Source organism: Flavobacterium collinsii, from assembly GCF_946903285.1.
GTDB lineage: Bacteria > Bacteroidota > Bacteroidia > Flavobacteriales > Flavobacteriaceae > Flavobacterium > Flavobacterium collinsii.
On sequence record NZ_OX336425.1, the window covers coordinates 4,053,982 to 4,074,768 of the forward strand.

Sequence of the window (20,787 nt, forward strand, 5' to 3'; positions counted from 1 at the left end):
CCTGTTTTTAATATTTCTAATAAGAGAAAACTACAAAATTAGGCTTCAATTACAAATTATAATAGAAGCGTTTCAATTAAAATCTACACTCAAACCTTCTAAATTACTCCCATTTTCTGCATCAGGAAAGTTGCGCTTTTATTTTTACAAATTCCGTTACGAAGTTTATAATCAAAATGAAGTTCGTTATTTTTAATTTCAACTTCAAAGCACTGATTCGTTAAAACATCAGGATATTCATTTGTTGTCAAACATACCTCAATATCGTGCGTAGCAATGGCACCAATCGCATTTTTAGCAATTACTTTTTTAACCACTTCAATTGTTCCGTTTCGTTTATCATCAGAGTTTGTTCCTCTTAGAATTTCATCTAACAAAACAAAAGCAGGACGTTCTTCTAACGCGTCCATAATTTGTTTTAAACGTTTAATTTCAGCAAAAAAGTAAGACTCACTATCCGCTAACGAATCAGACAATCGCATTGAAACTAAAACTGGAAGTGGGTGAATGTTAGCTTTTGAAGCACAAACAACTGAACCTATCCCTCCTAAAACCATATTGATTCCCAAACTTCTCAAAAAAGTACTTTTACCCGACATGTTTGAACCGGTCAGAATCATGAAGGATTCAGGATAAAAATGAGTATCATTCCCTACTCTGGTTGCCGGATTTAATAGCGGATGACTCAGATTTGAAAACCCAATTTTATATTCTGAATTGATTTCAGGGAAAACAAAATCCGGGTTATTGTATGCCAAATTTGCTAAACTATTCAACGCTTCAAATTCACCAATAATATCTATCCATTTTTCAAGTTCAGCCGAATAGTTTTGTTTCCATTTTAAAAGCGCCTTCAAAACGTGCAGATTAAACAAAAACATTCCGTTAAAGACAGTTGCAGTTACAAAATTATTAATGGTATCCATTCTAGAAAACAACTCCGAAAGGTCTTTTAAATGTTTGCTTGCGGTTGTATTTCTAAAAATAAGCTGTTGTTGTAAATCAATTAATCTTTTTGACTGAAAAGATTCAGTTTCGATCTTCTGAACCAATAAACTGTATTGTTTGATGATTTTATCTACATTATCGGCTTTGGCAATCTCCGACTGTATCCGCTTAAAGCAACTTCCCAAAACAATCATATTGGCAATAAAAATATAACTCAGATAGGATAATAAAATTGTTTTTGATGTAAAAAAGTATGCTGCTAAAAAGCCTAAAAATAAGGTTGGGAAAATAACCGATATTGCAATTAAAACTTTAGGTAAGATGTTATTTTTAAATGAATTCCAATAAATTAAAGAGCTATAAGATTCTTTTGTGTCATAACTTATCATTGCCAGAGCCATAAAATCCTGACGCCAATCTATTTTTGTTTTTAATTCGTCGATTGCTTTCTGATTTTCAAGAATAGTTTCATTGGAAGATAACTTCAGCAATTGATTTGCCAATGTCTTTTTACCAATGTAAGTAGCGGTTCTGTTTAGATTTTGAAACAGTGAATGATCTCCAAAAACATCCAGATCATAAGCATAGGGATGGCTAAAATCATTAAATTCTATTCCGTTCTCAAAAGGAATCTTTTCTCTTTTTAAATAGGTAATTTCATTCTGATTTAATTTCAAAATTGCTTTAGTAAGTTCCCGCTGAAAAGACAGAGCAGAATGAATTCGCATTAAAAAAAGAAAACCAACAAAAGACAAAAAAGCAAAAGCTACGTAAAGTATTTCATTGGTTTTTATGTAGTAAAACAATAAGAACAAACACAGAAATACGCTTAAAAGACGTAGAATACTAATGCTATTGTGTTTTTTGTTGATTTTATTAAAAAGTATTGTATAGTGCTCAACTTTATTCTGATATGCTTCCATTCCTTAAATTTAATGAAACACAAATATAGGTTTTACACTTACATTCCGGTATTAAATCACTAATAGATTTTAGGTTTCATGCATGACCAAAACAGGTATCGAAACTTCTTTGGTTATTTTTTTTGAGAAACTGGATTCAAAAATACTTTCAAAGAAAGATTTTTTGTGCGTGATAACCGTTAAAACATCTACATCTTTATAAAGTACAAAATCAAGAATAGTTTCTTTTACTTCATCACTTGGCAGGACCAAAAATTCTACATTTTCATTCGCAAATTCTTTATCCCATTCTTTAATTGTAGTATCTGGGACATCAGTATTTGAAGTTCTTACATAGAGGCTTTTTACTTTTGCATTTGTTTTTCTGGCAATTTCCAGAACTTTACGAAGCTCGGCTTTGTCTTTTTCACGATAACGCGTTGTAAAACCAATTATTTTTATTTTTTTGAATTTTGCATCTGCAGGGATACATAAAACAGGAACCTTAACCTCTGAAATTACTGAACTCGTATTTGATCCAAGGAAAAATTTTGTCCAGTCTGAAACCCCAGAAGTTCCCATGATTACAAAATCAATATGGTCCTCTTCTACTGCTTTTTTTAGATTGAAAACTAAGTCACCATCCATTAAACGATGTTTGATGACAATGTTATCCAATTTTCGCTCCGCTGCAATGGTTCTAAGCTTCGGGATCTCATCTTTAAACATTTCAAACTTTGCCAATTCAATAGAACTATAGATTGATGCATAATTTTCGGGGAAAAATTGGCTATCGTAAACCGGAATTTCAAAAGTGTGCAACAAAACGAGTTCGGCGTTTACAATCTTAGCAAATTCTAAAGCGTGAACAAAAGCATTTGTTGCCGCTTCAGAAAAATCTGTTGGAAATAATATCTTTTTCATTTTGTTTGAGATTAAAGGTTTGTTTCTCAAATTTAATCATTCTAGGTTCAAATCAAACTGATAATTATCAGTATTTTAACATTTAAAATTTTATTAAAATTAGCGTTTAGAAAAACTATAAACCTCATTTTCAAGCAAGCTTTGAGTTCGTAACTTTGTGCCTTTTTTTATACCTTTGCAACATGATAAATCAAGATTCTATAGTTGCATTGGCTACTCCATCAGGAGCTGGAGCTATTGCTATCATACGTATTTCAGGTTCTGACGCTATTACGATCGGAAACTCTGTTTTTAAATCCATAAAAAACAAGGACTTAACCACACAAAAAACACATACTTTACATTTGGGTCATATTGTTGATGACTCAAAAACATTGGATGAAGTATTGGTGTCTGTTTTTAAAGGACCTAACTCCTACACAGGCGAAAATACGATTGAAATTTCGTGTCACGGCTCAACTTATATCCAACAGCAAATTATTCAGCTGCTCTTAAGAAAAGGATGCCGAATCGCTGATCCGGGAGAATTTACACTTAGAGCTTTCCTAAACGGAAAACTTGATTTATCGCAGGCAGAGGCCGTTGCCGATTTGATTTCATCAGATAACGAAGCTTCACACCAAATCGCTATGCAGCAAATGCGCGGTGGTTTTAGCAACGAAATAGCCAAACTCCGTGAAGAGCTTTTAAATTTTGCTTCTCTAATCGAACTGGAACTGGATTTTGCCGAAGAAGATGTAGAATTTGCAGACCGTACACAATTTCATGAGTTATTAAATCGAATTGAATTTGTTCTAAAACGTCTGATTGATTCTTTTGCCGTTGGTAATGTTATTAAAAACGGTATTCCGGTAGCCATTGTTGGAGAACCAAATGTGGGTAAATCTACTTTACTCAATGCCTTGTTAAATGAAGAACGTGCCATTGTTTCTGATATCGCAGGAACAACACGCGACACAATCGAAGATGAATTAGTGATTGGCGGAATTGGTTTTAGATTTATTGATACAGCAGGAATTCGCGAAACCAAGGATGTTGTAGAAAGCATCGGAATCAAAAAAACATTTGAAAAAATCGACCAAGCACAGGTTGTGATTTACTTATTCGACGGTTTCAAGTTTCAGGTTTCAAGTTCTGAGTTTGTTTCTGAAATTGAACAAATCAAAAATAAGTACCCGTTAAAGCCTCTGCTAATTGTCGTCAATAAAAAAGATATATTGTCTACTGATGAAGTTGCAAACATCACCAATAAGCTTGAAAATTTAAATGCAAAGCTATTATTAATTTCGGCTAAAGAGAAAATTGGTGTTGATGATTTAAAAAATGAATTACTTTCTTTTGTCAATACCGGAGCACTTCGAAATAATGAAACGATAGTAACCAATACAAGACATTACGATTCTTTACTTAAAGCATTAGATGAAATTCAGAAAGTAAAATTCGGACTTGAAACTAATCTTTCCAGTGACCTAATTGCACTTGATATTCGCGAAGCTTTATACCAATTTGGTCTAATTACTGGTCAGGTTTCTAACGACGAATTGTTAGGGAATATTTTTGCTAATTTCTGTATTGGGAAATAAATGACTGTACAAGATTTAATTGGTAATTATTCCATTTCCGGAAGCAATCAGGATGAGAGTAATCAGGCAACTTACAAAGGTATTTTGAGTTTAACTTTAGATGAAAACAATCGGATTATTGCTCAATGGCTTATTAACAACACTCAGCAACAAAAAGGTCACGGTTTCTTTAAAGATAATATTCTGGTCATTAACTTTAGTTATAAAGGAGATGAAAATAAAACTTACAAAGGAATTGCTGTTTATAAATGTATCACTGCAGATGTACTAGAAGGTTTTTGGTCTGAAAAACACGGAGATCCGCTCTATTTAGGAACTGAACACTGTTTACGTATGAAAACTAAAAACCTAAACTAAATCGTTTTTATATTTTTACTTTAAAAAAAAATTACAATTAATAAAAAGCTAAATATTTGATGAAATCAGATATAATGGATTGTGTTATTCTTTTTTTACCAAAATCTTGAAAAAGTTATTTATAATTCTCGGTGGTTATCACTGAAGCAAAAACGGTATTAAAAAAAAGATATTTCTTTACTACTTACGCTTTCCCGTAAAACTAAAAATTATTTTTTCAATATCTTAGCAAAAATTATTTTTCACGATAAAGCTTAGTGAATTAAAAAAGGTTAAATAAAACAGGATTTATTTAACCTTTTTTTGTAGCCGCCATAAGACACACCAGCAACTATACAACTATAAATGAATAAATTACAAAGTTTCTTTTTTAAAAATCAAAAAAAAGAAATGCGCTAGATAGCAAAACCGTAAACCACTATATTTTATTTAACCACAGAAACATATAATCAAACTAACAATTATGACAATAAAACATTTAACTGCATTTTTGATTCTTGCCTTACTTGGCTGTAAAAGTAAACAGCAAAGTAATAACCAAAATATTGGAAATGCGATTACTAAAAATGTTCATCGGTTATTAGAGGACAAAAGATTTCATTCTGTTTCAGTAGCAGTATTTAAAAATGGGGAATCCACAATAAAACATTTTGGTGAATTATCTATTGGAAAAGGAAACAAACCAAACGATTCAACACTTTATGAATTAGCTTCTGTAACTAAAACTTTTACCGGTTATGTAGCCGCTAAAGCCATAATTGATAAAAAAATAAATTTAGATGATGATATTAGAATTTATCTTAACGAACCTTATCCCAATTTAGAGTTTAAAGGTAAACCTATAAAAATTAGGCATCTTCTCACGCATACGAGTGGGTTTCCTAATTTCCCTATAAAAGGCGAAAATAAAACGGCTTTTTTGGAAGGATTGAAATTAATCAAAATTGAAACAATTCCTGGAGAAACGTACTCCTATTCAAACACGGCTCCAGAGTTAACAGCTTATATACTTGAAAAAGTGTATCAAAAACCTTTCGAGGAATTGGTAACTGAATTTGTTTTGAAACCAAATAAAATGAACCAAACCAAATTTACACTTAATGATAATGAAAGAATAAGATTGGTAAAAGGTTACAACGATAAAAACGAGTTAATGCCCAACTTCAATAGAACTTTATGGGGAGGAATTTCAGGATTGCATTCTACTACTACAGATTTAGTAAAATATATGAAATTGCAACTTGACCAGTCAAATGTTGTTGTAAATGAATCTCACAAAAAATTATATAAAGAAGGCTCCGATTTTTGGGAAGGTTATCATTGGTACATATTAGAAAATGATAATGAATTAATTTACAGACATCACGGAGGTATATACGGAATGCAGAATTGGTTTGTAATTTATCCTAAACAAAATATCGGGATATCTATATTGACAAATACTAGCTTTAATGAAACAGGAGAAATTTTGGAAAAAGTAGTCGATAAACTATATGATGACATAAATAAATAAGTGTATTCTTGAAAAAAACAGCAACTAGAACGAAATTTCCTGGCATTTGAAAATTTAATAAAATTACCATTTCTTAGTTTTACCGAAATTAAAAAGTAATCAAGTACGAATTATTTTTAATATCATCAATTGTTGTTTTCATTGTTAAACAACTAAAATTCATGTAAACCTATACCCTCTTAAACTCTTAAAAGAAAAGAGAAGTTAGATATTGCATCGGCAAGTAGTTTTTACAAAATATTACCCAGCAAAGAATCCCCATTAAAACGCCATTATATAGTATTTTAACGGGGATTCTTTGTTTTCAGAATTCAAAAAAGAGCACTATAAAAACGTATTTTTTTACTTATTTTTATTATCTATTTTTGAATAAATAGGCACCTGTTTATAAGTTCACTTATTGTGGATTGTTTGATGCGGATCAAAAAACTCTACCACTCCAGTTTTCATATTGTAAACACCTCCAATTATTAGTATTTGGCCGTTTTGTTCCATCTCTTTTAAAATAATGCTCCTCTGACGAATTTGATCAATAGCAAGTTCAACGTTTGTAGCACATACTGCTTCTACAAATGCTTCATTCGAAGGTACCTTTTCACCCTTAAAATCTAAACTAGCTTTTTTAACTGCAGGTTGTATTTTATTCAACAGCAAGGTTATATTACCTAACTTGACATCACTTATAGCCGATTTAATAGCACCGCAATATTCATGTCCCAGCACCAATACTAATTTTGCGCCCGAAACTTTGCAGGCATATTCTAAACTTCCTAAAATATCATCATTTACAACATTCCCAGCTACTCTGGCAACGAATAAGTTACCAATACCACTATGAAAAACATCTTCAACGGGCACACGGGAGTCAAGACACGATAGTACTACCGCTTTTGGATATTGACCTAAAGATGCCTTCCTCACTCTCTCTGTAGTATTACGAATCGTTAAATTGTCTTCAGCAAAAGCTTTATTGCCACTTTTTAATCGTTCCAATACTTCAACAGGTGTGAGTTTTGCCTGTTGTTCAGCAGTTAAAATATCAGATGAAATAATATCGCTTTTATCAATAGATACCGTTTGATTTTCTTTTCCTTGACTCTCTACTGTATGATGATAGTTTTGGCATCCTATTATAAAGAATAAGAATACTATAACTAATTTTTTTTCCATATAATAATCATTAATAGTATTGATGTTAATGCGTTTAAATTGTTGTAAAAATCTTAATGGTAGAACTAAAATTTATTTTTTAAAGATAAAGACAAAAAATTAATTATCAATAGAATAAACTGATATCAAGTTTGGTAAATTATGGTTAATATAATAAATCCATCGCTGCAAAAAAATCACTAAGTATTTCATATTTTTTGTAATTGATCGTCTTACCCTATTTGTATATCATTCCTAAATAATACATGGCGTTAGGACTACCCACCTTTGCGGCCTTTTGAAACCACTCTAAAGCCAATTCAGAATTAATAAGCTTGCTTTTGGCAGACTTCCAACCAATATCTATTTCCCTGATCGTTTTCAAATCCCCTTTGTTTATTGCATATAAATTGTAATTATCCCCATTCAAAAGAATTGTATTACCCGAAACAAGCAACGAACTACAAAGTTCTTTAGATTGAAAATCCTCAAAAACAATATCTGATTTATAAATTTCTACTTGCGAGAAAATATTCGGGCAAACTAAATAATAATAATAATAATAATAAGTATAAAAAGAAAAGGTGTTTTTGATCATGAGATTTCTTTTTAATTTATACTCTTCTACAATTCTGAATAAAATTAATACAAGCATCAATTAAAAAAAATACATCCAAATGAATATTTTAAATGATTTGAGAAATATAAGCCTCCAAAATGATAAAAATTGAGCATCTTTTCACCTCCTATGACTTACGTTTTTCTCTGGAAACCTTAGAATCTTCCCCTATATACCTATAAAAAACAGGTACTTATACTCGTCTACAGAAATAATTGATAGTATATATTTGTCTGGTAGAAAGTTACTTCATTGACGGATTAGCAAATTTTATCAAGCATTTTCTAAATACCTCATTAGGAACATTTAACACGAACAAAACCAGAATTATATCTAACATTATATTTATCAAGTAGTTAAAAACAGTAAAAAATTAACCCTTAATTCTAAAATTCGTCTCCTGTAGTATAGCTATAATATTGATACAACTATCTGATTTTGTATTAATCTATTTTGAAAAAAAAGCAGAGAGTGCATTGACTATCTACTTACGGCGAATACATTAAAATTGTATTTAGTAGTACAATCAAAATTTATTTCGGGAAATTACTTTTTTAATCCTCCAGAAGGACTTTATGTCCTTTTCAATTCAATCATAACCTGATTCGCAATTGAGTTATTTGTTATGGAGTTTTTGTGCTTTTTATAAATATGATGAATTAAAACCTAATATTATGTATGAAAAATTAACCATGGTTGCCACTATGCTCTTTATCTTGAGTATGATTAGTGAAAGAGTGGTCACCTTCTTCAAATTATGGTGTGTAGAAGGAAATAGTTTCCTTTTTTTTATAGTTCCCAAAGCGCTTGACACATCAAAAAAATATGAAGATGCAACCCTAGAAAATAAAAGGCAGAGGGCAATTTTATCAATCAACTTAACAATATCTTTTTTTATTGCTTTGATTAGTAATGCAAGTTTATTTAAAATGTTTACTTACGATAGCGAAACAGATGTAAATTTTTTATTGGGATGGGATTTTGCATCATTGGATCTTCATGCATTTGGGTCAATGCTTGTTGGCTGTGCCTTAACGGCATGTTTTATCAGTTTGGGCTCTAAATTTTGGCACGACATGCTCGACATGCTTTTCTATGCTAAAAATTTAAAAGAAAAGTTGGTCGATAAAGCAACGTATGAAGCAACAAGTTTAAAGAATCTGGAACAATATCTTGAAACTAACAGTTATGAATTGGCTAAGATAGCCTTGGAACAAAATAAAATATTCATCGACAGTTTATCAGGTATTGTAAATTGTTACGTTGGTTTTTCTTCAGACTCCAAACCAGTTATAATACTAAACAGTACACTACCTTTTGGTGGTTCATATCCCCATTCACTAAATGGCAAATTAAATTATGGACAACCATTTACTGTACGAACTGAAATAATTTATAGCTATGAAATCCCTAAACTTCATTTAAATAGCGGAGACAATGTATATGAACAGAACAATGCCTATGTCAATGGAACAATTTGCTGTGCAGTTTCAAAAAACAATACCGAATATCTACTAACCTGCGCACATGTTCTTACCGGTGGAATCAGCCAGGTTACCAACACAGACAGTGAAGGATGGCTCCTGAATCCTACTGAAAAAGATATTTACAGCAATGATAGTAATGAAAATGCAATCGGCAGTTGGAAATATGGAGAAATTAACAACTTGTTTGACGCCGCATTAATTGAAATAGATCTTGGAATAGGAGAAATAACCAATCCGGTGCATTCCTTTGAAAGTTACCCTGAAGAACAATTGCATAAAAAAGTATTTGTAAATGGAGACATTAATAAATCAGAGGGATATGTAGTAGGTTATCAAAAACAAAAAATCGATTTTCATTACAATGGCAATACCCATCAGTTAAAAGAGCTCATTATAATTTCAAAAAATACGATAGGCAATTTAAAATCATTGACTGAAGGAGGTGATTCAGGAGCTCTTGTTTATCTGACCCAAGAAAAAAAAGCATTAGGAATGGTCGTAGGTGGTAATAGTCAATATACCTATGCAATTCCTATTGAAAGAATTTTAAGCAGGACAAAAACTATACTAACCTAAACCAATTATATTATGAAAATAACTTTAAGAACAGTCCTGTATTTGTTATTATGTGCCTTTCAGATGAATGGCCAAACCACCAATCACGGAATGAATTTTTCTGTATTCAATGATACTGAAAATTTATTAAATTCACCCGTAACTACGGCTAAACAAGTTGAAATACTTTCCCATTACTTCAAGAATAAAGCCGAAATTGATAACTTTAATAGTCTTTATAATTTTAGTTTGCCTAATCCAGACTTTGCTACATTCCTTATTATGGATAATAGCAATTCAATTCAGGGGTTATTCAGTTCCTCAGCCATAAGTCAATCTGCCGGAGTTGATGCTTTAGGAACTTTTATTGCCAACCGTTTCAAGCAGGAAATTAACATTGCTTTTTTAAATAAATTTAAAGAGGATTTGGAAACCATTCCTTTTCTGAAGGAGATTTTTCCAACAAGTTATCAGGTGTTGCAAAAAAGTGATCCGTATAATTACCCTGTTTTTATCAATAGTTTAAGAGAAGCTTTTGATAATGACTTAAATAATTTTTCTAAAAATCTACCTTTAATTGTCTCAAAATTAAATATAACTGATGTAAACATAAAATCACGCTTAATTGTAATCGCAACGTTGATGGATATCAAGAATATCTCAAATTTACCCGGAAGCATTTCTAACTTAATTGAAAATAACCAAACAAAATCGAATATGAACATCTTGACAAAAGATCTCAAAATTCTAGCATTGGGAATCAATATGTTCAAAAAAAATGGGGTTGGTTTAGGTTCCTTTATGAATAATGTCGATTTAGCGAAATTAAGTAATCCTGAATTTGCAAAAATTTATCTTGCTCTTTTAGTAAGACAAAACGAAAAGTATATTGAAGATTTGAGTATTCAGAAAGCTGATACCGGAAAATTGTTGAATATAGTACAGTCCCTTCAAACCGAATATGAAGCATTGGCAAATGAAATCAACAGGATAATAACGAATAACAAGAATAATAAGCTTTCCTTATCCGACATCCAGAAAAGTACAGAAGTTATGTTGGGTAGCTTTGAAAACACTATTGATGTTTTCGAAAAAAATTCAAATATAAAAGTTTCGACTGAACTAAAAGATGCTATTTTAAAAGGGAAAGAAGTAAATGTTATTGTTGGCTTTATAGCGGATAAAAAATATGGGCTGGCTTTGATCAACCTGACCGATTTTATTTTTACAATTGATCAGACTACATTAACTGCCGAGCAAAAAACAATGATTAAAAAATATACATCTTTTATTGCAAACTGTCTTGATGCAAAAACAAAAGACGAACTCATTGCAGCACTTGAAACCTCTGCTAATCCAGTAGGCAGCTATCGTATCAAGCGTAACTCTACCTTTAATATATCCTTGAATGCCTATGCTGGTGGCTTTGCAGGGACCAACTTTGAAAAAACCCAAATATTTGGTTTTACTGCACCTGCCGGTATTTATTTAGGATGGGGTAATTTAGGTAAAGAACCCTGTAAAGGAAGTACGGATAAATCTACAATACTAGAAAAAGTCAATGGTAAATCTTTCGGGATTTTCGTTTCGCTTATCGATGTTGGTGCAGTAACAGCTTTCAGACTAAAAGATAGTAAAACCGAGATGGCTGATGTTTCTTGGGACAATGTATTTGCACCAGGTGCCTACCTGACCTATGGTTTTGGTAAATGCCCAATTTCATTAAACTTAGGAGGGCAAATGGGACCTGAATTAAAATCGATAGCAGAAGACGGAACACCAAACTTTGTAGAAAAAGAATGGTTTTGGAGAGCTAGTATTGTTATTGATATATCCCTCTTTGACTTTTACACAAATCAAAAGGCATATAAGACATTAACTAGATAATATTCTAAAAAATAATACTCCTCTTTTCAATTTATCAAACAAAGCAAAAGTAAAATAGTATTAAAATATTTCATCTCGAAAACAAATCTTTATGGAACATTATAATCAGATTTCTAAGAAAAATCAAAATAACATCAACAAACAACAAGGAGGTACTTAATTTATCAAAACTATATTAAGAGTCGAAATTCCAAAAAAACGGCACAGCAATTATTTTATAGTACAAACTCTAAATAACATCGGTTTTATTATTGTGTTATAAAAAAACAAAGCAGGTAATCATCTAAAAAAATTACCTGCTTTTTTCTTCGTAACTTAGGCAGTACAAACAATATAAGGATCCCAATCATACTGCTGACTTCCATCATTAATTGTAATAGTAAAGCTATAGACTTCAGTACCTGTTGCAATCAAAGTTCCCTGAAATGTACCATCTGACTGAAGGCTAGGTTCGTTTGCAGAAAATAGATTTACTCCGCCTCTTACTACAAATTGTTTGAGATGAACTGTATCAGTTACATTTAAAGATACTGCTTTCCATCGTATTATTGTAGAAATCTTAGCATTTACCTGAATCTCACTTGAGCCCTGATTAGGATCTCCATTATCATCCGTTATAGTAATATACAAAGAACCTGTTTGAACAGTCTTAATAGTATCTACCGTCATTAATACAGTGATTGGGTAATACTTATTTACTTCTGTATAAATTGGTGTACCTGTATAGCCCGGAATACTTGCCAGTGCTTTGATCATAATTGCTCTGGAAAGCCCTGCATTTTTCCAAACGGAATACATCGCATCTCCAAATTCCTCGATTCCTGGTTTAGGATTTCTCGTATTGTAAACCTGTTGTAAACATAAATCCCAGGCCCCAAAGTTATTCTCAGGACTTAAATGCTCATTATCATAACATTGCTGAAATACGACTTCCAATGGCAATTGGTCGTTAGTTGCCAGTTCTACGGCTCCTCTTAATACATCGTTGATGCTGATTGTGTTGGTGTTTGACATAATTATTTATTTAAATTTATATTAATTTATAACCCGATGGATGTAACCATTTTTAATCCATAGTCATTTCATTTAAAAACACATATTCCCTTTTGTTAATTACACCTAACGGCTAACCTGTATATGCTTTTGTTAATGCCGCTCCCTGAACTTCCGGGCTCCAGGGTTGATTAACACTTCGATAATAAGATGCAACATATCGAAATGCATCACCTGCAGAGATACCCGCAAATTTGATAGCTACCCCTACTCCTGTTACATTTATACTACTTGAATTTTGTAAATTAAATTCTGTTACAACTTTAGTAATTACAACCAGAGGAGTCGCTCCCGAGAGAACTATTTTCTTCGCAAATACATTTATTTGGCCCTGAGATATCCCTTCCTCTAAATATATCCTACTCAGAATTCCTCCGTAAATAGCTACATCCCATTTCTCTCCCAGATTTCTATAATATTGTGGAATATATCTAAATGCATCACTGTCAATATAACCAGCTCTACAAATTGCGGTTGCAAGAGTTGTCAATGAGGTTGTAGTAAGCTCCGAAAGATTAAACCGATTGGCTACCTGTTCTATGACATACGCACAACCAAAGCTTTCCCATCTTAACTGCTTTGCATATTGATTTACTGTCTGAATAATAGTTATATACAACTGGTGTTGATCAAGTATGTTCCCCATTAGATCTGTGGAAATAAATGTCAATACAGTGTTTTGATAAAGATTTTTTATACTATAAACAGATTGATTAAGGTTAATATCATTATTGGATGACGAAAGATTAACAATAATTCCATTGTATAGATACTGGACCTGCAAATTTGCTACTGACTTTGTACTCCATGATAGAGAAACTCCTGTTTCATTAAATAATATGGTTTGGTTTGCTATGACCGATATATATTTCTCAACTTTATTGGGTGTTAAAGTTGGTATTTGATTAATCCCCAATTCTCCTGAGATTTTACTGCCCGGCAGATCAGGAATTAACGCAAGATTTATAACTCCTTTTATCTTTGTTGCATCTACCTCCGGAATTACTGCCGAAGAGAGAAGTCCTGTAATTTGAGCAGCGTCTAAAGCCTTTAATTTTGAACCATTGCCTATAAATTCGGCAGCTGTTAGGTTTCCTTTTAGATCTAAGTCTCCAGTAATCTCATCAGCCGGAATATTTTTCAAACCCGATGCATCTCCTGTAAAACGTGTTGCTGTTACATTGCCCGTCCCATCAACAGAAGCAACAGTAGCTCCGTTGATATCGACCAACTTTAAAAAATTACCTGCTGCAAAAGCTGTTGCATCTGCAATGGTATCGGCGAGAACATTTTTGACTGTTAATTGTGTATCGCTAGTGATTGCAACCACCTCGAAAACTGTTTTTGCAATCTGTATCTTTTGATTAACGGATAATTCCGTGTGAAACTTAGTACCTGTACCGTTTAAAGTCGTTGTACCTGTTGTACCACTTAATGTTCCTGTTATCTCTGCATCATACGTTTCTGTGATCGTTAGCAAACCTTCTATAGCCGATACTTTTACCGCAGGAAGGCTGCTTTCCGGTACGATACCTTTTAACTGATTGGCAGGAATATCAGTAAGACCCGATGCGTCTCCTCTAAAACCTGCTGCTGTTACATTGCCCGTCCCATCAACAGAAGCAACAGTAACTCCGTTGATGTCGACCAACTTTAAAAAATTACCTGCCGCAAAAGCTGTTGCATTTGTAATGGTATCGGTTAAGACATTCTTGACCGTTAATTGTGTATCGTTAGTGATTGCAGCCACCTCGAAAACTGTTTTTGCAATCTGTATCTTTTGATTAACGGATAATTCCGTGTGAAACTTAGTACCCGTACCGTTTAAAATCGTTGTGCCTGTTGTGCCACTTAATGTTCCTGTTATCTCTGTATCATACGTTTCTGTAATCGTTAGCAAACCTTCTATAGCCGATACTTTTACCGCAGGAAGGCTGCTTTCCGGTACGATACCTTTTAACTGATTGGCAGGAATATCCGTAAGACCCGATGCGTCTCCTCTAAAACCTGCTGCTTTTATATTCCCTAGTCCATCAATAGAAGCAACAGTAGCTCCGTTGATATCAACCAACTTTAAAAAATTACCTGCCGCAAAAGCTGTTGCATTTGTAATGGTATCGGTGAGAACATTCTTGACCGTTAATTGTGTATCGCTAGTGATTGCGACCACCTCGAAAACTGTTTTTGCAATCTGTATCTTTTGATTAACGGATAATTCCGTGTGAAACTTAGTACCTGTACCGTTTAAAGTCGTTGTGCCTGTTGTGCCACTTAATGTTCCTGTTATCTCTGTATCATACGTTTCTGTAATCGTTAGCAAACCTTCTATAGCCGATACTTTTGTTGCAGGAAGACTACTTTCCGGTACAATACCTATTAACTTATTGGCAGGTATATCCGTAAGACCCGATGCATCTCCTCTAAAACCTGCTGCTGTTACATTGCCCGTCCCATCAACAGAAGCAACAGTAGCTCCGTTGATGTCGACCAACTTTAAAAAATTACCTGCCGCAAAAGCTGTTGCATTTGTAATGGTATCGGTTAAGACATTCTTGACCGTTAATTGTGTATCCTTAGTGATTGCAGCCACCTCGAAAACTGTTTTTGCAATCTGTATCTTTTGATTAACGGACAATTCTGTTTGAAACTTAGTACCTGTACCCTTTAAAGTCGTTGTGCCTGTTGTGCCACTTAATGTTCCTGTTATCTCTGTATCATATGTTTCTGTAATCGTTAGCAAACCTTCTATAGCCGATACTTTTGTTGCAGGAAGACTACTTTCCGGTACAATACCTATTAACTTATTGGCAGGTATACCCGTAAGACCCGATGCATCTCCTCTAAAACCTGCTGCTGTTACATTGCCCGTCCCATCAATAGAAGCAACAGTAGCTCCGTTGATATCAACCAACTTTAAAAAATTACCTGCCGCAAAAGCTGTTGCATTTGTAATGGTATCGGTGAGAACATTCTTGACCGTTAATTGTGTATCACTAGTGATTGCAACCACCTCGAAAACTGTTTTTGCAATCTGTATCTTTTGATTAACGGACAATTCTGTTTGAAACTTAGTACCTGTACCCTTTAAAGTCGTTGTGCCTGTTGTGCCACTTAATGTTCCTGTTATCTCTGTATCATATGTTTCTGTAATCGTTAATAAACCTTCTATAGCCGATACTTTTACCGCAGGAAGACTGCTTTCCGGTACAATACCTATTAACTGATTGGCAGGAATATCCGTAAGACCATTACCGTTTCCTATAAATCTTTCCGCTTTTAAATTCCCTCCAATATCAACCAGTTCAGATGGATTGTTTTTTGAGAAACCAACTTTTCCATCCTTTGTCACGTAGATAATTGAATTTCCACTACTATTCAGTACCGAAAAAATGTCGTATACCTTTTGTATTAATGCATTGCTAATTGCTGTGGGAGTATTTTGTTGCGTTGTAAAAGAAATATCTGAAATTATTGAAGCGACTGTAAAGACTTGTCCATTTATTTGAATACTTTCCCCCACAACAAGTTGACTGGTAAAAGCAGTCATTACACCAGTAAATGAGTTAGACCCTACAGCTGCACTAACTGTTCCGGAAAGCTGAAATATTTTTGATTGAACGGATACATTCGTCAGAGGGTTTTGATTCCCAAATCCTATATTCCCGGAAGAAACAATAATATCATCCTCTTTTTTATTGATTACTGAATCAATAAAATTTGCAAACTGAGTTGAAGTCGGAATAGCATTCGTCTCAAAATAACTTTTTAATATGGTTCTATTTTGCTCACTCATTTCATTCTATTTTAAAATTGTATCCTACTCTTACATAACCAATACCCCATGGTATTTTAAATTTATCAGAAGTCCCCGTTAAACTATTTAAATCCGGATCTGTTGCCATAGCATTAATTTTTATCTGAAATAAATGCTCTGGATTTGGCATAAATCTTTGATCCAAAGGTGTCACCGGAATGGTATCTTTATATAAATCAAAAGTTACAGCCAATGATTTTGCAGGAAGAACTAGCGTTTGTTCTTTGAGTTTCGTATTCGTAGACGTATTCCAAAGCGATATATTGTATTCAAAACAAGTCACTGGATTTGGCGGATTTACAGGAATCACATGAACCGAAGCCCAGCTGATATCAATAATTCCTAATTTTTTTTGCTGTTCTGTTACCCATATTTTTTGAAGATCAATAGTTTTGGGAATAGGTACCGGTGTTTGTAAAATAGGTGTATTTATCGTTGCTTTTCCAGGATTATTGGATGAATACGATTCTCCATTGTAATTGAAATATGCTTTGACAGTTATAACTACAGCTACACCGTTTTGAAATTCTTCTCTTTGTAAATTTTGTGTATATGCGGTTCCAGTATCATTTCTGGCAATTCTTCTAGATTTTGTGGTTTCCGAATATCTCCAACTCATGATATAATAAACCTCTCCTCCTCCCGAATCTTTACCAGGAATATCATCCCAATTCACTTCTATATATTTATCAATTCCATTTTCCTGATAGTATGTAGCCGCCATATTATCAATTGCAAGTAATTCATTTTGGATTCTATTTGTATTTTCTTCTTTTTGTCTTTCAGCTTCCGATTTCTTTCCACTCAATGCATCGACAAGCCATTTAACTGCGCTCGCAATCGCGGCTAGCACACCAATTGCTGCTGCTACCGCTTCTGCTGCTGCGACTAGTGTATTTCCGGCAACAGACTTCAATAAATCTTCAAAAGCTTTTTTCAAAACTTCTCTGCCTACTTTACACGCCAATCTACAGGCCTGACTTTCTGTTACATTTTTAATTGTAATAAAAGTGAAAAATTCTGTTATCTGCGCTTTATTATTCCAAAGCCCTTCAGCTAACTTTTCACTACTGGCAATTAACGAGTCGCATATTGCTTCAGCCAGGTTATCAAAACTTGTTGGGATTTTAATTTCAAAATCGATCGGACTGAATGTAATATTTGAAACTGATTTTCCTACAGCAGCTATTTTATATGTTCCTTCTACAGATATTTGTACATATCCTTTTTTACTTGATGACCCTGGTGTAAATTTCAGATCATAAGAAGTTGTAATAAGTTCATTAAATGCCAAATCAACCAATTCACCACATTTCTCCGCACATTCATCTTTTGATGCATTTGCGAAATCCTTGATTTTTTTTCCCCAATCCATTGCCTTGGAAAGTGCATCCTGGTTAAATGGAAATTTGGTTATTCTAAATCCTCCTGTTTTTTTCCAGGCAAATCCAAGTCCTGGATTTCTTTGTCCTATTATAGTTCCCTGATAAGTAAGATCTCCGCTAAATTCATTCGTCTTATTTAAATATGTAAAATCAAAATCTAAAATTTCAGGAGTTTCAGAACCCGGAAAAAACTTCAACCCCCCAAATAGTGTTATTGATTTTGTGTTTGAAACGACAATCAATCCGGGTCCTGTAGCAGAAGTAATACTGGTACTTTTTTTTATCACCTCAACCAATCCAAATAATTTGATACTTTCTGATTGTGCTGAAATGCTAAATGTATCATTCACGATACTCATTGCTACCAAAAAGTTGGTATTCACAATCTCGATATCCAGTTGATCTAAGTTAAAACCCTTATTAAAATGAACTGGAAAAAGTGAGCCGTCTTCTTCAACATTTTGAAACGTAAAATCTGAAGATGCTTTATAGAGTCGAATAGGTTTGTCGGGGGCTTCAGGTTTAAAAATTGGTAAAAATGTCTTTACCTCAGCTGGTATAGTTATAGAAATTAAATCTTCTATAATTCCGGCCGGGTCTATTTCTTTAGTAATAAAAAGACTTAATGCATAATTTCCTCCAGAAGCAAAATAAAAATTTCCAGAACCAAAAGTAATCGGATCAGTACTCGTTCCGCCTGGCACATAAGAAATATCTGTTGACACCGATACGCTTGTATCCCATTCTTCATCCTTCTTTGGTGATACTGGTGAAATTTTAACAGATCTATTTAATGCTAATTTTAGATTGTCAAAACTTAGTGCATTATTGCTAAGTCCAAAAGGATTTGGAAGTATTACTTTAGACTCGGCATAAAACCTATAGTTTTTTTTATCCTTGGGGGAAAGTACGGCACTCCCGCCAAAAGAATTGAATGTGATATCAGGAACACTTTCTGGAAGTGTTAAATTAAAATTAGACAGAAATCGATTTATAAGATTCCTGATACTAATTGGATTGTCGAAAAAATTAACTTCTCCTGAAAATTTTGTAAGCCCTGTTGCGGAATCTTTGACTCCCATCAAAACCAACTCGTACCGATCTATCATTAAGATGATGGTCGTACCTATAGCCCATACTTTTATATCAGGTGAATTTTCTGCCATGGTTTATTAATAAAGCCTATTCGTATATAAGGAGATATTTCATTCTACTATCAAAATCAGGCATGTGATTGTATCCTGAACTATTATATCTTCTCACATTTTACTGTAATTGGACCTTCATTAAAGAAATCTTCAGATGCTGTTCCACCTATATTGTGAACCATTTGATGAGTGCCAAGGATATTGAAATAGTCTTTACACTCTATTTTGTTGTTTTAATTCCGTTTTTCATTTGTTGGATTTACTTATTGTATCGATAGAACTACCCCACAACCCAACCAATCAGTCCGCTACAATTGTTTGAGATCTTGAATTAGATTACTCTTTATTCACCTGAATACTTTTCACTTATGATAAACAATTGGCATAGTAGAGATATACTCACAAACCTTAAGAATAATATAATACAAGTTTATTTTGTTTTAAATTTTCTGAAACAGGTCCTTTCCAAAATCTCGATTTATAAATTATAGCCTCTCATGTTAGGTTATCCAACAGGAGGCTATTTTTATATCATCTTAAAGTGAACCATTTGTGCGTTTAAGAACCAATCCCATTTTAGATACTGATAAATGAGGAATTATATTGTTTAAAGGATTTGAAGCAGGTATATCCAATGAAATACTTAATGTGAAAAGATTGTTTCCTAAATCCACAATTAATTGATAGATATTTAAAGATCCGTCAATTGGCGTTCCATCCGGATAATTTTCGGGAGGATTTAAACCTAATGATGTTGCAAAAGTCTTGATATCATCATAAGTAATGGTAATAGGATTATCAGCAGATGCCGGTAATTGATAAATTTTGGAAGTCGCACCTGCAAATGTATTTTTTGTCAATGTGTATTCCTGATTTCCAATTTTAATGGTTAAGGTAGGACCTATAATCCAGTATATTTCTTTTCCCCACTCACTATTATCAGGACCCGAACCTGTAGCTGGAATTGCCTTAACTTCGGCTATGTAATCCTTTAATTTTACCGCATCTGCATTGGTTCCAAAAGTAAATACCACCTGATGTTTGTCAACAACTATAGTTGGTGCGCCTGTTTGCGCTACTGTTGGTACAATAATATCATTTGGATTACCTTTATTTACAAACTGGTAACTAAAAGTAGTTCCATCAGGATAATCCGGGTCAGGCTTAGTCCATGTAACTGTAACTGTTAATTCTGTGGTGCCACTAGGTGTTTCTTTACCTATTCCGGCCGGAGTAGTTAATTGTGCCATAATCTTATTTTTGCGAATCTTATCTATGTAAAAGAAAAAGAATAAAGTAAATGGCTTCTCAAAAAAATACCATTAAAAATTACTACGAGGACGTTTTTGTTCTATGGATAATCCTGAATGTAAATTCTACCCTTTACTAAACATACCTTTTATCTTACTTCTTTTACAAAAAAAACATTCTATTGATTTTTTCCTACTCTGTTTAATATAGGC

General features: G+C 33.2%; 13 protein-coding genes. 5 read left to right on the top strand and 8 right to left on the bottom strand.

The window, feature by feature from the left end; genetic code table 11:
• Positions 1 to 98 precede the first annotated feature (98 nt).
• Positions 99 to 1,871 carry a MutS-related protein gene (locus OGZ34_RS16640; RefSeq protein ID WP_263360968.1) on the bottom strand — a complete coding sequence of 591 codons (1,773 nt, stop codon included), beginning with the start codon at positions 1,869 to 1,871 and terminating at the stop codon, positions 99 to 101.
• Between the two features lie 69 nt (positions 1,872 to 1,940).
• Positions 1,941 to 2,774 carry a universal stress protein gene (locus OGZ34_RS16645; RefSeq protein WP_173967507.1) on the bottom strand — a complete coding sequence of 278 codons (834 nt, stop codon included), beginning with the start codon at positions 2,772 to 2,774 and terminating at the stop codon, positions 1,941 to 1,943.
• Positions 2,775 to 2,956: 182 nt separating this feature from the next.
• Here OGZ34_RS16645 and mnmE point away from each other — a divergent pair, with 182 nt between their 5' ends.
• The 3 genes from mnmE (at position 2,957) to OGZ34_RS16660 (ending at position 6,227) form a co-directional block, all read left to right on the top strand.
• The gene (gene mnmE / locus OGZ34_RS16650) at positions 2,957 to 4,357 is read left to right on the top strand and encodes a tRNA uridine-5-carboxymethylaminomethyl(34) synthesis GTPase MnmE (RefSeq protein ID WP_263360969.1); all 1,401 of its coding nucleotides are present in this window, start codon (positions 2,957 to 2,959) and stop codon (positions 4,355 to 4,357) included.
• Positions 4,358 to 4,714, top strand: a complete 357-nt coding sequence (locus OGZ34_RS16655) for a hypothetical protein (RefSeq protein WP_263360970.1) — start codon at positions 4,358 to 4,360, stop codon at positions 4,712 to 4,714.
• A 463-nt stretch (positions 4,715 to 5,177) separates the two neighbouring features.
• Positions 5,178 to 6,227 carry a serine hydrolase domain-containing protein gene (locus OGZ34_RS16660; RefSeq protein WP_263360971.1) on the top strand — a complete coding sequence of 350 codons (1,050 nt, stop codon included), beginning with the start codon at positions 5,178 to 5,180 and terminating at the stop codon, positions 6,225 to 6,227.
• A 393-nt stretch (positions 6,228 to 6,620) separates the two neighbouring features.
• Here the strand turns inward: OGZ34_RS16660 and OGZ34_RS16665 are convergent, their stop codons facing one another.
• A complete protein-coding gene (locus OGZ34_RS16665) occupies positions 6,621 to 7,397 on the bottom strand; it encodes a carbonic anhydrase family protein (RefSeq protein WP_263360972.1) in 777 nt (258 codons plus the stop codon).
• Positions 7,398 to 7,614: 217 nt separating this feature from the next.
• Positions 7,615 to 7,974, bottom strand: coding sequence for a hypothetical protein (locus OGZ34_RS16670; RefSeq protein WP_263360973.1), 360 nt, complete (start codon positions 7,972 to 7,974; stop codon positions 7,615 to 7,617).
• Positions 7,975 to 8,669: 695 nt separating this feature from the next.
• On the opposite strand from OGZ34_RS16670, the gene OGZ34_RS16675 reads away from it, so the two are divergent.
• On the top strand, positions 8,670 to 10,058 hold the full coding sequence (locus OGZ34_RS16675; RefSeq protein ID WP_263360974.1) for a hypothetical protein: 1,389 nt from the start codon (positions 8,670 to 8,672) through the stop codon (positions 10,056 to 10,058).
• Between the two features lie 12 nt (positions 10,059 to 10,070).
• Positions 10,071 to 11,924 carry a hypothetical protein gene (locus OGZ34_RS16680; RefSeq protein ID WP_173967651.1) on the top strand — a complete coding sequence of 618 codons (1,854 nt, stop codon included), beginning with the start codon at positions 10,071 to 10,073 and terminating at the stop codon, positions 11,922 to 11,924.
• A 315-nt stretch (positions 11,925 to 12,239) separates the two neighbouring features.
• Here the strand turns inward: OGZ34_RS16680 and OGZ34_RS16685 are convergent, their stop codons facing one another.
• The 4 genes from OGZ34_RS16685 to OGZ34_RS16700 form a co-directional block, all read right to left on the bottom strand.
• Positions 12,240 to 12,938 (bottom strand): inclusion body family protein, encoded by a 699-nt coding sequence (locus OGZ34_RS16685; RefSeq protein WP_263360975.1) that lies wholly within the window; start codon positions 12,936 to 12,938, stop codon positions 12,240 to 12,242.
• Between the two features lie 112 nt (positions 12,939 to 13,050).
• Positions 13,051 to 16,770, bottom strand: coding sequence for a hypothetical protein (locus tag OGZ34_RS16690; RefSeq protein ID WP_263360976.1), 3,720 nt, complete (start codon positions 16,768 to 16,770; stop codon positions 13,051 to 13,053).
• Position 16,771: 1 nt separating this feature from the next.
• On the bottom strand, positions 16,772 to 19,342 hold the full coding sequence (locus OGZ34_RS16695; protein ID WP_263360977.1) for a hypothetical protein: 2,571 nt from the start codon (positions 19,340 to 19,342) through the stop codon (positions 16,772 to 16,774).
• Between the two features lie 518 nt (positions 19,343 to 19,860).
• A complete protein-coding gene (locus OGZ34_RS16700; protein WP_263360978.1) occupies positions 19,861 to 20,574 on the bottom strand; it encodes a hypothetical protein in 714 nt (237 codons plus the stop codon).
• Positions 20,575 to 20,787 lie beyond the last annotated feature (213 nt).

Bases quoted from the DNA above. Each gene is read 5' to 3' on its own strand.
- OGZ34_RS16675 (WP_263360974.1), top strand. From the start codon at position 8,670: ATGTATGAAAAATTAACCATGGTTGCCACTATGCTCTTTATCTTGAGT.
- OGZ34_RS16640 (WP_263360968.1), bottom strand. From the start codon at position 1,871: ATGGAAGCATATCAGAATAAAGTTGAGCACTATACAATACTTTTTAAT.
- OGZ34_RS16685 (WP_263360975.1), bottom strand. From the start codon at position 12,938: ATGTCAAACACCAACACAATCAGCATCAACGATGTATTAAGAGGAGCC.
- OGZ34_RS16660 (WP_263360971.1), top strand. From the start codon at position 5,178: ATGACAATAAAACATTTAACTGCATTTTTGATTCTTGCCTTACTTGGC.
- OGZ34_RS16690 (WP_263360976.1), bottom strand. From the start codon at position 16,770: ATGAGTGAGCAAAATAGAACCATATTAAAAAGTTATTTTGAGACGAAT.
- OGZ34_RS16645 (WP_173967507.1), bottom strand. From the start codon at position 2,774: ATGAAAAAGATATTATTTCCAACAGATTTTTCTGAAGCGGCAACAAAT.
- OGZ34_RS16700 (WP_263360978.1), bottom strand. From the start codon at position 20,574: ATGGCACAATTAACTACTCCGGCCGGAATAGGTAAAGAAACACCTAGT.
- OGZ34_RS16680 (WP_173967651.1), top strand. From the start codon at position 10,071: ATGAAAATAACTTTAAGAACAGTCCTGTATTTGTTATTATGTGCCTTT.
- OGZ34_RS16655 (WP_263360970.1), top strand. From the start codon at position 4,358: ATGACTGTACAAGATTTAATTGGTAATTATTCCATTTCCGGAAGCAAT.
- OGZ34_RS16670 (WP_263360973.1), bottom strand. From the start codon at position 7,974: ATGATCAAAAACACCTTTTCTTTTTATACTTATTATTATTATTATTAT.
- OGZ34_RS16695 (WP_263360977.1), bottom strand. From the start codon at position 19,342: ATGGCAGAAAATTCACCTGATATAAAAGTATGGGCTATAGGTACGACC.
- OGZ34_RS16665 (WP_263360972.1), bottom strand. From the start codon at position 7,397: ATGGAAAAAAAATTAGTTATAGTATTCTTATTCTTTATAATAGGATGC.
- mnmE (WP_263360969.1), top strand. From the start codon at position 2,957: ATGATAAATCAAGATTCTATAGTTGCATTGGCTACTCCATCAGGAGCT.